11 protein-coding genes and 1 pseudogene are annotated in these 12,759 nt (G+C 68.2%); 6 read left to right on the top strand and 6 right to left on the bottom strand.

All coding sequences use genetic code 11. From position 1 onward, the window contains the following. Positions 1–8 precede the first annotated feature (8 nt). Complete coding sequence (locus tag OHA05_RS00680) at positions 9–1,163, bottom strand: mandelate racemase/muconate lactonizing enzyme family protein (RefSeq protein WP_328859423.1); 1,155 nt, start codon at positions 1,161–1,163, stop codon at positions 9–11. Positions 1,164–1,404: 241 nt separating this feature from the next. On the opposite strand from OHA05_RS00680, the gene OHA05_RS00675 reads away from it, so the two are divergent. Together OHA05_RS00675 and OHA05_RS00670 are read left to right on the top strand one after the other, a co-directional pair. Next, positions 1,405–2,181, top strand: a complete 777-nt coding sequence (locus OHA05_RS00675; RefSeq protein ID WP_313948460.1) for an IclR family transcriptional regulator — start codon at positions 1,405–1,407, stop codon at positions 2,179–2,181. After that, a complete protein-coding gene (locus OHA05_RS00670; RefSeq protein ID WP_313948461.1) occupies positions 2,178–3,023 on the top strand; it encodes an SMP-30/gluconolactonase/LRE family protein in 846 nt (281 codons plus the stop codon). The genes OHA05_RS00675 and OHA05_RS00670 overlap by 4 nt, the downstream gene beginning before the upstream one ends. 195 nt (positions 3,024–3,218) lie before the next feature. Here OHA05_RS00670 and OHA05_RS00665 read toward each other — a convergent pair. Both OHA05_RS00665 and OHA05_RS00660 read right to left on the bottom strand, forming a co-directional pair. Then, positions 3,219–3,596 (bottom strand): annotated as a pseudogene (locus OHA05_RS00665) (GntR family transcriptional regulator); the annotation flags it as partial. Then, positions 3,589–4,383, bottom strand: a complete 795-nt coding sequence (locus tag OHA05_RS00660; protein WP_313948463.1) for a hypothetical protein — start codon at positions 4,381–4,383, stop codon at positions 3,589–3,591. The pseudogene OHA05_RS00665 and the gene OHA05_RS00660, both read right to left, overlap by 8 nt. 466 nt (positions 4,384–4,849) lie before the next feature. Here OHA05_RS00660 and OHA05_RS00655 point away from each other — a divergent pair, with 466 nt between their 5' ends. From OHA05_RS00655 to OHA05_RS00645, 3 genes are all read left to right on the top strand, one after another. After that, positions 4,850–5,377 carry a GNAT family N-acetyltransferase gene (locus OHA05_RS00655; RefSeq protein ID WP_313948464.1) on the top strand — a complete coding sequence of 176 codons (528 nt, stop codon included), beginning with the start codon at positions 4,850–4,852 and terminating at the stop codon, positions 5,375–5,377. Between the two features lie 398 nt (positions 5,378–5,775). Then, positions 5,776–6,096, top strand: coding sequence for a GYD domain-containing protein (locus OHA05_RS00650; protein ID WP_313948465.1), 321 nt, complete (start codon positions 5,776–5,778; stop codon positions 6,094–6,096). A 987-nt stretch (positions 6,097–7,083) separates the two neighbouring features. Continuing rightward, positions 7,084–7,572, top strand: a complete 489-nt coding sequence (locus OHA05_RS00645) for a peroxiredoxin (RefSeq protein WP_313948466.1) — start codon at positions 7,084–7,086, stop codon at positions 7,570–7,572. 98 nt (positions 7,573–7,670) lie between these two features. Here the strand turns inward: OHA05_RS00645 and OHA05_RS00640 are convergent, their stop codons facing one another. Next, positions 7,671–8,903 carry a PP2C family protein-serine/threonine phosphatase gene (locus OHA05_RS00640; RefSeq protein ID WP_313948467.1) on the bottom strand — a complete coding sequence of 411 codons (1,233 nt, stop codon included), beginning with the start codon at positions 8,901–8,903 and terminating at the stop codon, positions 7,671–7,673. 271 nt (positions 8,904–9,174) lie between these two features. Here OHA05_RS00640 and OHA05_RS00635 point away from each other — a divergent pair, with 271 nt between their 5' ends. Beyond that, a complete protein-coding gene (locus OHA05_RS00635) occupies positions 9,175–9,720 on the top strand; it encodes a pyridoxamine 5'-phosphate oxidase family protein (RefSeq protein ID WP_313948468.1) in 546 nt (181 codons plus the stop codon). A gap of 312 nt (positions 9,721–10,032) precedes the next feature. On the opposite strand, the gene OHA05_RS00630 is transcribed toward OHA05_RS00635, so the two are convergent. Further along, complete coding sequence (locus OHA05_RS00630) at positions 10,033–10,728, bottom strand: type 1 glutamine amidotransferase domain-containing protein (protein ID WP_313948469.1); 696 nt, start codon at positions 10,726–10,728, stop codon at positions 10,033–10,035. Positions 10,729–11,213: 485 nt separating this feature from the next. Continuing rightward, positions 11,214–12,422: an epoxide hydrolase family protein gene (locus OHA05_RS00625; RefSeq protein ID WP_328859422.1), complete on the bottom strand. Its 1,209-nt coding sequence runs from the start codon at positions 12,420–12,422 to the stop codon at positions 11,214–11,216. Positions 12,423–12,759: the final 337 nt, after the last annotated feature.

The following is a 12,759-nucleotide window of genomic DNA, read 5'->3' as shown; positions in this document are numbered from 1 at the left end:
GGCGCGACTCACCGGGGTGCCCTCTGCTCCCAGCCCTCGGCCCACAGGTCGAAGCGGGCCTTCTGCTGAGGGAACTCGGCCGCCGCGTCCACATCCAGCTCGACGCCGAGCCCAGGGGCGTGCGAGACCTCGAAGCAGCCGGTCGCCGGGTCGACCTGGGGTGCGCCCTTGACCACCTTCTTGATCTCCGCGTCCGCGAAGTCGTTGAAGTGTTCCAGGATCTTGAAGTTCGGTGTGCAGGCGGCCAGTTGGAGTGAGGCGGCGGTGAGCACCGAGCCGCCGACGTTGTGCGGGGCGACCAGCATGTAGTGGGTCTCTGCGGTCGCCGCCAGCTTGCGGGTCTCCAGGATGCCGCCGATGTGCCCGAGGTCCGGCTGGATGATGTCGGCGGCCTGGGACTCGAAGAGCTCCCGGAACTCGATCCGGTCATGGATCCGTTCACCGGTCGCGACCGGGATGTCCACCTTCGCGGCGACCTTCTCCAGGGCCTTGAGGTTCTCCGGCGGGACCGGCTCCTCGAGCCAGGCCGGCTTGAACGGCGCCAGCTCGCGGGCGAGCCGCACCGCCGTCGAGGGGCTGAACCGCCCGTGCATCTCCAGCATCAGCTCGGTGTCGGGCCCGATGGCGTCGCGTACCGCCTCGATCAGCGCCACGGCGTACAGGCTCTGCTCGTGGTCCAGCTCGAAGTGCCCGGTCCCGAACGGGTCGATCTTCAGTGCACGATAGCCGCGCGCCACGACCTCCTGGGCCGCCTTGTGGTAGGCCTCCGGGGTCCGCTCGGTCGTGTACCAGCCGTTGGCGTACGCCTTCACCGTGTCGGTCACCTGACCGCCGAGCAGCTGCCAGACCGGTACGCCGAGGGCCTTGCCCTTGATGTCCCAGCACGCCATCTCGACAACCGCGACACCGGACATGACGATCTCGCCGGCGCGGCCGTAGTCGCCGTACTTCGTGCGACGCACGAGATCTTCCACGGCGAACGGGTCCGAACCGGCGATGTGGTTCGCCTCCGCCTCGCGGAGGTAGCCGACCAGTGCGTCCGTCCGGCCGAGCATGCGGGTCTCGCCGACCCCGGTGAGGCCCTCGTCGGTGTGCACGAGAACGTAGGTGAGATTGCGCCAGGGCGTCCCGACGACATGAGTACTGATTCCCGTGATGCGCACGGCAGTTGCCCCTCGAGTCCGGATCTCGGTTGTTCGAAATTTCGTCACACGTTCGAAATGTTGGCGTGACCGTAGACAAGCCCTCCCGGGAGTGTCAATGGACTGCGCAAGGGACAAGCCCGCAGGATCATCGGCAAGCGAACGGGCATGACCATTGCCCGGCGAACGGGGCTGTGCCTAACCTGTGTTCGGCATACCGGTCATTGACCGGAATTTCGAACAGCAGGGAAGGGTGAGGGACATGGGACGTCTTGTCCCCGCGGTGACCAGGGCGCTGGACGTGCTCGAACTGTTCCTGGACGGCGAAGGAACGCTCACCTCGCCGGACATCACCCGCAAGCTCCAGCTGCCCCGCACCACGGTGCACGAGCTGGTCACGACGCTGGTGGCTCGCTCCTATCTGGTTGTCGTCCCCGGGCAGCCGGGCCGTTACCGCCTCGGGGTGCGCAGCTACCAGCTGGGCAGCCGGTACGCGGAACAGCTCGACCTCGCCGCCGAAGGCCAGCGGGTGGCCCGTGAGGTCGCCGGCACCTGCGACGAGACGGTGCATGTTGCGATCCTCGAGAATCTGGACGTCATCTACATCGCCAAGGTCGACTCGACTCACGCGGTCCGGATGGTCTCGGCCGCGGGACGAAGGCTCCCGGCGCACTGCACCTCGGTCGGCAAGATGCTCCTCGCCGCGCTCCCGACCGACGAGCTGAATTCCCGGATCGAGGAAGCGGGCGAACTGGCCGCGATGACCCACAACAGCATCACCGATCCCGACGAACTGCGCGCCGCCCTCGCCGAGACCCGCCGTCGCGGCATCGCCGTCGAACACCGGGAGTCGAATCCGGACGTGAGCTGCGTGGCCGCCCCCGTGCGCGACAGCTCTGGCCGCATCGTCGCCGCCCTCTCCATCTCGGTCCCCATGATCCGCTGGTCGGAGGAGCGCGAAGCCGAACTTGCCGAGCTGGCGGTCAAGGGCGCGGGAGACCTGTCCACGAGCCTCGGCCATCGCGGCGGCCCCCGGTGACGGCTGTCGAGGTCGCGGTCAGGGAATCGGCTGCACTGGGCGAGGGCCCCACCTGGGATCCGGCCACCGGGCGGCTGATCTGGGTGGACATCCTGGGCTCGCGCATCCACACGTACGAGCCGGGCAGCAACTGCCGCACGGTGCAAGCCACCGAACAGCACGTCGGCGCGGCCAAGCCGCGCAAAGACGGTGGCCTGGTGGTCAACCTCCGCGACGGCGTGGCGCTGTACGGCGCGGACGGCGCGTTCTCCTGGCTCGTACGCGACCCCGTACCCGGTCGCCGGGGCAACGATGCGGCCGTCGCGCCGGACGGCTCCCTGTGGGCCGGCACCATGCGCTATGACGAGCGGACCGGCGGCGGCAACCTCTTCCGGGTCACCCCCGACGGCACCACCACCGAGCTCTTCTCCGCGGTGTCTGTCAGCAATGGCACCGGCTGGAGTCCCGACGGGAGCCTCGTCTATTACATCGACAGCCCCACCCGCCGCATCGACGTCTGCCGGCTCGACGGGCAACTCCCCGTCGACCGACGCCCCTTGGCCACCATCGAGGAAGGGGCCGGCTTCCCGGACGGCCTGACCGTCGACGCCGACGGTTGTGTATGGGTCGCCCTGTGGGACGGCGCCCAGCTCCGCCGCTACACTCCGGCCGGCGACCTCGACCGCACCATCGCCCTCCCGGTCCGCCGCCCCACGGCCTGCACCTTCGGCGGCCCGGGCTTGCGCGACCTCTACATCACCACGGCTCGCACCGGCCTCGCCCGCCCGCACCCGCTGTCGGGTTCGCTACTGGTGCTGCCGGATGCCGGCGGGGGGCTGCCCGGCGTCGCCTTCGGGAGCTGACGGACGCGCTGCTCCTGCGGTCCGGTCTGGGGCCGGACTCATGTGGCCGATCATGCGCGATCATGATCGGAATGGACGCTCGTTTCCTTGGCGTCGCTGAGCTGGTTGAAGTCCCGTCCGTGGCATGTGCGCCGACGCTTTGGCCGTTTTGAGGCCGCCCGCTTCGTTGTCGGCGGTGGCTGAAGTGGAGGCGGCCTCGGGGTCCAGGGCGTCGCGGACGGCGGTCAGGATGTCCTCGTTGTCGGCGCCGAGCGCTCGGGCGGCGGAGCTGAAGTCCCGGGCAAGGGTGACGAGTTGGTCGGCGTCGTGTGCGTGCGGCGCGGACGGGAGTGCGGCGACCCGGGTGCCCGCACCACGGCGGGTGCGGATCAGCTTTGCGGCTTCCAGCTCTCGGTAGGCGCGGGCCACGGTGCCCGGTGCCAGGCCGAGGTCGGTGGCGAGCTGGCGCACGGTCGGCAGGCGTTCGCCCTCGGCCAGCCGGCCGGTGCGGATCAGCGCGGCCAGCTGGGCGCGTACTTGTTCGTAGGGCGGTACCTGGCTGGTGGTGTCGACGCGGACGGCGGGGTCACTCATCCTCGAAAGTCCCATCGTCGGCTGTCTCGTCTTCGACCGCCCGGGGTGCCACGACGGTGACGAGGGACCAGTAGAAGGTGAACAGGCCCAGCATGCCCAGGGGACAGATCACTGCGATGGTGGCGACGCCCAGCGGGCCGGCGCAAGCCTTCTCCGTAAGTGCGACGAAGATCATCAGTACGACGAGAAGCACCTGGCTCGACACCAGCAGTCCCCAGGCTCCGGTGATCGCCCACGCGCGGTCGCGGCGCTGCTGGTCGTCACCCGGGCCGTGGGCGATACGGCGCAAGGCCCAGACGCAGACGGGGGTTCCGACCGCGAGGGCGGCGAACATCGGGCCGCTGTAGTACAGGCCGGGCCAGGGACCGAGGGATGCGGGCATCCCTTCGCAGGTGACGGTGAGGACACGCCCCGCTCTGCCTGTTCGGCCGGGGCCGGAGGAGGCCGTGACCGCACCGATCACCAGCAGGGTGACGAGGGATGCCGCCTGGAGGAGAAGCAAGGGCGCCATGCGGGGCGGGACTTGGTGTCGGACCAGGCGTGGGGCGAGACTCGCGGTACGTACCGCTTCCTGGGGACGCAGGGTCAGGGCGTCGCCGAGCAGGACACCGCCCACCGCACACAGGCCGAAAGCGGTGACGGCGAACACGAGGGGCATCGTGATGTCGCCGCTCTCCATCGTGACCAACTGCTGTGCGATCACGAGGCCGATGGCCAGCCCGGACCAGCGGGCGTAGTGCTCGGCGTGGTCGAGGAATTGGGACTGGAGCGGGGCGGTGTCGAGCATATGGAGATCCCCCCAGATCATTTTGTATCAAGTAGTGGGTACAAGATGCCCTGGCCGCCATCTTGTGTCAAACCATCGATACAAGGCGGCACACAGGGAAACGGGCCCTGGCACAGGGGAGTTCCGGAGTTCCCTCCCCGTAGCTGCTCGCCTCGCAGCGCCACGCCGCCACCCCCGCCGCCGACTTCAGCGCTTCGTCGAACTGGCCACCTTGGCGAGGTGCTCGCTCACTGCGACGACCTGCCCAGGCCCTGGCTGGTGGTCGAGGACCGGGCGCGTCCGAGGTGCTCGACTTCTTCTCACGTCAGCCCGCACCGGTGCAGCTCGACATCCGGTATCTGGGATGGTTCGCAAGAGCACGAGCTGCGCGATCGACTCGATCCTCCGGCGGGCGTTCGATGCACGGGAGCGGGGACCTCGCTTAGGCTGTCCGGCTCATCCGACGCACCGCGACGAGGATCAGCCCATGCGTAGCAGCACCAGGATCCGCCTGATCGAGCCCGCCGATGCCGCCCCGATCGCAGGGCATCGCGTGCGGGACTTCGAGGCCTTCCGGCCGTGGGAACCGGCCCAGCCGGCAGACTTCTTCACGCCGGAGGGCCAGGCGGAGAGGATCGACAGCCTGCTGGCCGGATACCGGGCCGGCACGGTCTGGCCGGGCGTGGTGCTCGCCGACGACCAGGTGATCGGGCAGGTCACGGTCGGAGGCATCCTGCCGCAGCCGCACCTGCGCCGCGGCTCCGTCGGATACTGGATCGCCGGCCCCGCCCAGAACCAAGGGCACGCCAGGCACGCCGTCGGGCTTGTGCTCCAGGTCATGACGGACGAACTCGGGTTGCACCGCGCCGAGGCGTCCACGAATCTGGAGAATCTTGCGTCGCAGCGGGTGCTGCGCCGCAACGGCTTCAGCCCGTACGGCGTCGCGCACTCCTCGATCTTTCTCGACGGGAGCTGGCGGGACGGGCTGCTGTGGGAGCGGATACTCGGCGACTGAGACTGTGGGGCGGTCAGCGCCCATCATCAGAGACGCTTCGTCGGCGGCATGTCACAGACTGCCCGCCCCTCCCCGCTGCCAGGGGGCGAGTCAGCGGACGAGGTCCCCGCTCCCGCCGTGGGGGCGCGAGACTTCGGCCTGCTGCGCTCCCCGCCCCACGGTTGCCTTGCTTGCCCGCGTCGGACTGCTGCACTTCGTGCAGCGCGGTGAGCGTCCGCTCGCCGACGATGCCGACCATGCCGTCAATGACAGAGATGTCGCGAGGGGCTCGGTCGACCACCTTGGCCATCCGAGGGGCTGGGGTTCCAACGAGTGAATCCGCCGAACCGCGGATAGCGGCGGACGCGATACCGGGAAGGCCATGCAGACCTGACAAGCGATGGGCAGGAAGCATCCCGATGCCAAAGTTTCTCATCCAGGCCACGTACACGCCCGAGGGCGCCAAGGGGCTGCTCGATGAAGGCGCGAGCGGCCGTCGCGCCGCCGTCGAGCAGGTCGTCACCGGACTCGGCGGGCAGGTCGAAGCCATGTACTTCGCCTTCGGGGAGGACGACATCGTGCTCATCCTCGACTTCCCCGACCCGGTCTCCATGGCCGCCGTCAGCCTCACCGTCAAGGCCAGCGGAGCCCTCCACACCCGGGCCGTCCCTCTGCTCACCGTCGACGAGATCGATGAGGCCGCCCGGCGGCAGGTCGTCTTTCGCGCCCCCGGTGCGTGATATCCGGCGACGTCGAGGGCCTTCCCACCGGAGAGGACCGACGACGCCGGGACATCGACGTCGGACGGGTGGGGCATGGAAGTCGTGGCCCGCGCGGGCGATCCAGCGGGTCGTCCGCTCCGAATAACCTATGTGGAGGAATCCCGAACGTCGCCTTCCGCCCCGGTGGGATGCGATCACCGTGCCACTCGCTGCGGCTGACGCGGTGAGGGAATCTCTGACCGGTGGCCGGCCGGCAAACGCTCACTCGGGCATCACGGGCCCGACGGTATCCAACCCGCGAGTAGACCCGGGCTCGGTCGTCGACTCAGACTTCCCCAGGAGACCGCAGCCGGTTGGCGTGAGCCGTGCCTCAGCCGTGCGGGACTGTGTACCAGGTACGCGCTGAACGCTTTACGACACCGGTTCGGACACCACCTGTGCTGCCAGGCAACAGGGTGTCCGAACCGGTGTTTCGCTGATCACCAGCAGGCTGCTGACGGGAAGTGGGGGACCGCGGAAAGCACGCAGGGAACCGGCTGTTTCCTGCGCCCTCTTGCCCGGGCACCTTTCCCCTGGAGATACCTGGCACCGTGCCTGGGGCTGCCTCCACCCGCCACGGCCGGCCGCAGGATGCGCCGCTCGCACCTCCCGCCACCTCACAAGACCCGGATCCAGCTGCGTTCGAGGATGGCGATCCGACCGAACGTCACCCTTTCGGGCGACCGGCAGCCGTACGACTGCCGGCTCCTCGCCGGCCGACCTGCGGCTCCTGTGCCGAATCGGCGGGCCACCGCTGATGATCTCTATTCGGCCGAGTGATGCACCCATCCGTTCGCCGTCCGGCTCCGAATGGTCCCTGTGAGAACGACCAGGACGACCATCGACCGAGGTGGGCCCGCCACCTTGCATGCTCTGCTGGCCGGTCGTTCGGATCCTGCGTCATTCAATGCCCCTTCGAGGGGTGGTTCCAGCAGTGGCTACTGACGTACGAGGGAGTGGACCATCGTGTCTCCTGCAATAGGCGATCCTGTCGAGACCTTCACCCTGCCGGGCGGCGTCCTGGTCGGAGACGCATTCCTGCGGCAGGACTTCTCACTGTCGCGCAGGCGGGAGCAGCCGCTCGTCCTGGCCTTCTACCCCGCAGACGACAGTGGTGTGTCCACGAGGCAGTTGTGTTCCTACTCCAGCGGTCTCGAGGAATTCATCGACTGCGGGGCGCAGGTGTGGGCGATCAGCCCACAGAGCGTCGACAGCCACGAGGAGTTCGCCAGGAAACACGGCCTGAGGATGCCACTGCTGTCGGACAGCGACCGCACAGTGGCCCGGAGGTTCGGCATAGCTGCCCCGTGGATCGGACTTCGACGCTCTGTCTTCCTCATCGAGCCCGACGCCACCCTCAGCTGGAAACACGTCTCCCTGCTCGGAACGTCTTTTCAGGAAAGGCACACGATCACACGGCACCTCACGGAACTGAACGATGCCTGGGCGGCGTGATCATGTGCTCCACCACGCTCAAGGGCGGTCCTGGGCGCGGCGCGGTCACAGGTGCCGAGGCGAGCCGGCCGGGTGTCCTAGGGTCCGCAGTTTCCCGGTCACAGACGCACGACGATCAAGGCGGTGTCATCGGTGAGGCCGGCCGGAGGGATCAGGTCGGCCAAGAGGGCGTCGCTGAGCCTGTCGGGGTCGGCGGTGCGGTGACGGGCGAGGGAGTCGGCAAGGCGCTCGAGGCCGGTGCCGATGTCTTCCTGGCGGCGTTCGACGAGGCCGTCGGTGTAGAGGACGAGTGCGGAGCCGTCGGCGAACGCGGCATGGGCCTGGGGTCTGGGGACGTGTTCGGGCCGGGCTCCGAGCGGGGGATCGGTGGCCTGGTCGAGGAAGGTGACGGTGCCCTGGGGGTCGCACACCGCCGGTGGGGGATGGCCGGCGCTGCTGTAGGTGAGGGTGCGGCCGGCCCAGTCGATGAAGACGGATGCGGCGGTGGTGGATTCGGCGCCGTCGACGTATCGGGCGTACAGGCCGAGGACCTCCAGGGCTTCGGCCGGGCCACCGGCGACGCGGGAGGCAGCGGACAGGGCGCTGCGGAGCTGGCCCATGACGCCTGCCGCCCGCAGGCCGTGGCCGACGACGTCTCCGACGGCGACGGCCGTACGGCCTGTCTCGGGCAGGTCCACGAGGTCGTACCAGTCGCCGCACACGTTCAAGGCTCCCGTGGCGGGCCGATAGCGGACGGCTGCTCGGTGGTGGCCCAGGGGGCGCGGCGCGGGCAGCATCGACTGCTGGAGGTGGAGGGCGACCTCGCGTTCGCGGGCATGGGCCTGGCGCAGGCGTTTGTTGAGTTCCTGCAGCTCCCGGGCGCGGGTGTAGAGCTCGGCCTCGAGGACTTGGGTGCGGTCGCCGCCACCGCGGTTGCCGCGGGCTTTGATGAGTTCGGTGACTTCCTCGACCCGGTGCACGATCAGTGTCACGGTGCCGTCCCGCGCGAGGACGGGGACGTTGACGGGACTCCAGTACCGCTCCTGCCATACGCCGGGCTGCTCGGAGTCCGCCACGTCGTAGCGCTGCAGGGCCATGGTGTCGCGCTCACCGGTGGCAGCCACGCGCCGCAGTGAGGCATGCAGATTGCGCACACCCGTGGCGTCCGGGTCGCCGGGGTTGTCGGGGAAGACATCGAAGACGTAGCGGCCGATGAGCTGGTCACGGGTGCGACCGGACATGGACAGGTACGCCTCGTTGACGTCCGCGTACACCAGGTCCGGCGTCAGCAGTGCGACCGCGCCCGGCAGGGCCTGGAAAACGGCCTGGAAGTCGATGACGGGTCCGTTCACGATCCACCTGCCCGCACGCCCGGCCAACCTGTCAGATCTTGGCTTCCACGATGCCACGCCCTGTGTACTGCGGAGCGCTGGAATGTACCGGTGTGGTCCGTTCGGCCCCTTGCCGGACCATGGCGGACCGGAGCTGACCTGGGCGGACTGCCCGGACAGCGGCGCCGCTCCACAGTGTCCTCGTGCCCGGTGATCTCTGCAGGAAGCCGGGCCGAGCGCCGCGCGGCTGGGCTGCGTAGCCTTTGTCACAGGACGAGGGAAGGAGTTCCGCATGACGCCGAAGCAGCCGAAGACCGAGCTCGACGCCCGCTACAGCTCAGCGCTCAACCCGCGCCCCGGTACGGAGGACGTCAAGGCGACCGACTGGAGCGAGGCCCAGCGCCGGCTGCAAGCTGCCGAGATCTTCTGGCTCACCACGGTCCGGCCGGACGGCCGGTTGCACGTCACTCCGCTGATCGCCGCCTGGCACGACGGGGCGCTGTATTTCAGCGTCGGGCCCGGCGAGCAGAAGGCGAAGAACCTGGCCGGCAATGACCACTGCGCCCTCACCACAGGGCAGAACTCATTCGCCGAAGGCCTCGACATCGTGATCGAGGGCACGGCGGAGCGGGTCACGGAGCCGGCGCGGCGGGACGAGGTCATCGCCGCGTTCGAGGCGCAGTACGGAGACCGCATCACCTCACCGGAGGGGATCTTCTACGGCCACGGCGACAGCATCCGCACGGGCAACGACCTGCTGTTTGCGGTGACACCCGGCACGGCGTACAGCTTCGGGCACGATGGCCAGGTATTCAGCCACACCCGCTACACGTTCTAGCGGGTCTGCGCGCCATGCCGCCGCCGAGCGGCCTCACCTGAGCGCGCGCACGACACCACGGACGATCATGATTCGATCGGCGGACCAGGCTGTGTGCCAGGTGCCGCACACGGCCGTGCGCCATCCTCTCGCCGAGTCGTCGCGGGTGGTGGATGCGGCCTGGTGCGCCCGCAGAAATGTCAGGTGCGCTTCGCCTTCGCCTCAGCGGGTGCGGTCAGAGTCCTCCCGGAGATCATGGAAATGGAAACGCCGGGCCTGCGGTACCCGCTTGCGGGGGGATCGGACGGAACTGTGCAGATCCAGCCGTGTCTGTCAGGCGAGGATCTTCAGCATTCGCTCCGCCAGAATCGCTGCGGAGTGGGGGTTCTGCCCGGTGACCAGGTTGCGGTCTTCGACCATGTACGGCTCCCAGATCGGTCCGCGGCTGTACTCGACGCCGACCTTCTCCTTCAGCTCCGTCTCCAGCAGCCAAGGCGCCCTGGAAGCCAGTCCGACACCCTCTTCCTCTTCGTTGGTGAAGCCCGTGGCCTTGTAGCCCTTGAAGGGCGACACACCGTGGATCCTGGTGGACAGCAGCGCGGCGGGAGCGTGGCACACGATGAAGAGCGGGTTGCCCGAGGCGAGTTGGGCTGTCAGCAGCCGGCCGGCGTCCGCGTCGAAGGCGAGGTCCGACATCGGGCCATGACCGCCCGGCAGGTAGACCGCGTCGTAGTCCTCGAGGCGTACGTCCGACAGTTTGATCGGGCGGCGCATCACCTCGGCGTCGCGAATGATGGCTTCCAGGTCCAGGGCTCCCTGCTCACCGCCTGCCATCGATGGGCGCAGGCTCATCATGTCGACGTTCGGGGTCGTTCCGCCCGGTGTCGCAACCACGACCTCGTGGCCGGCATCCGTGACGGCCTTGTAGGGGTTGGCGAACTCCTCGGCCCAGTAACCGGTTGCGTACCGCGTGCCGTCCTTGAGTACCCAGTACGTCGCCCCACTCACGATGAACAAGATCTTCGCCATCACACATGCGCCTCCTCGATTACGTTTGTCGCAAATGCATCCTTTTAGCCTAGGTGTCCGCCCGGCCAGACGCATGTGGTCCCCCGGTGGCTGCTGCACGGCACGGCCGGGCGAGGCGCCCGAGAGGGAGAGGGCTGCTGATCAACTGCGCTGCCGGACCACGCCGCGGCGCCCGATCGCGCGGGGGTCTGGCTGGACAGCGACACTCAAAGGTTCTGCTGACGACATGTCAACTGGCTATGGTGCAGCCATCCTTTCCCAGCGGCGGTCAGTGATCTGAGCAGTGCGGCGGTGATTGCTCGGTCGGCGAGTGCTTTGCGCCGGTGTCAGTCCGTCGGGCACTCGCGTGCGCTGAACGGGAGAACTCCGGTGGACGTCAGCGGTGTTGCTCTGCCCGGAGCCCCTCACGGCCGGGGAAGCTGTGAGGGGCCCGCCAATGAATCAGCCTCCCGGGTACTCGCTGACCGAGGGCGTGGCCCGACAGGTCACGTACGCAGCGAACGCAGGCCGGTGCGGATGTCTTCGATGAGGTAGTCGGGTTGCTCCCATGCGGCGAAGTGGCCTCCCTTGGGGAGCTTGTTGTAGTGGATGAGGTGCGGGTAGGCCTTCTCTGCCCAGCTCTTCGGGGGCCGGTACATCTCGGTGGGGAAGACGCTGACGGCGACGGGGAGTTTGACTCCCTTGGCGCCGAAGAAGGAGATCCCGGCCCGAGCGTTCTCCCAGTACAGGCGTGCCGCGGACACGGCCGACTTCATCAGCCAGAACAGCGTGATGTTGTCGAGGACGTCGTCGGGCGTGAGTCCTTCGGGCTTTCCTGCGAAGGACCGGGAGATCATCTCCAGGCTCTGCCAGTCGTGGTCGAGCATGAACGCCGCGAGACCGACAGGCGAGTCCACCAGAGCGGCCAGCGTCTGGGGGGCGGTACCCATCTGGTACGCGTAGGGCACGTCCGCGTAGGCGGATCGGAGTTGCTCGACGGCTTCGGTCTCTTCCGGGGTGAGGGAGACGTCGGGGGGCAGCGGAGCGCTTCCCTCTATGGCGGTCATGATGTCCGGTGGAACCGCGTTGGCCATGTTGGTGTGGAAGCCGATCAGTCCTTCGGGCTCCTGGAGTCCCATCTGTTCGGTGACGATCGCGCCCCAGTCGCCGCCCGAGGCGACGTAGCGGGTGTACCCGAGGCGATTCATGAGCTCGCCCCATGCCTTGGCCATCCGCTGGGGGTTCCAGCCGCTCTCGGTCGGCTTGCCTGAGAAGCCGTAGCCGGGCATCGACGGCACCACCAGGTGGAACGCGTCGGCGGCAGTCCCGCCGTGGACGGTGGGATCGGCGAGCGGCTCGATGATCTTCAGCTGCTCGATGACCGAACCGGGCCAGCCGTGCGTCACGAGGAGCGGCAGGGCATCCTCATGCTTCGACCTGAGGTGGATGAAGTGGATGTCGAGCCCGTCGATCTCGGTCGTGAAGTGCGGCAGCGCCTTCAGCTTGGCTTCGACCTTGCGCCAGTCGTACTCCTCGGCCCAGTAGCGAGCCAGTTCCTTGAGCGTCTTCTGAGGTGTCCCCTGCGACTGGTCCCTGACGGTCTCCGGCTCGGACCAGCGCGTCGCGGCGATCCGAGCTCGGAGGTCATCCAGTTCCGCATCGGGGAAGTCGAAAGTGAACGGCTGGATTGTCGAGGTGTCGGTTGATGCGGACATGTCCTCTCCCTGACGAGCACCGGGCCCGCCCCTGCGGGCCAGGGGCTGAACCGAGTAACTCCCGTGAGCTGGACACGGATACGCGCGCCCAGGACCGACGAGGCGGGCGCTGGCATCCATCGATGTGGCAGCCGTTGACGCGTGCGAGCCTCGCAGGGCATCTGCGAGGTCGACCGACGGGCGGCGCGGGAACTCAAGCCCCAGAGGGAAACGGTAACATTCCGGATTAATGGGTTCAAACGGGTGAAAGTGTAGAGTTCGCGGCTTCACGAACTCCGCTCAAGAACTCCAACAGGCTGCGCCGATGGGGAGGTTCACGCTTCGCGTGCGGAATGAA

The sequence above is a fragment of the Streptomyces sp. NBC_00306 genome (assembly GCF_036169555.1).
GTDB lineage: Bacteria > Actinomycetota > Actinomycetes > Streptomycetales > Streptomycetaceae > Streptomyces > Streptomyces achmelvichensis.
This window is presented reverse-complemented; position numbering and strand designations above follow the sequence as displayed.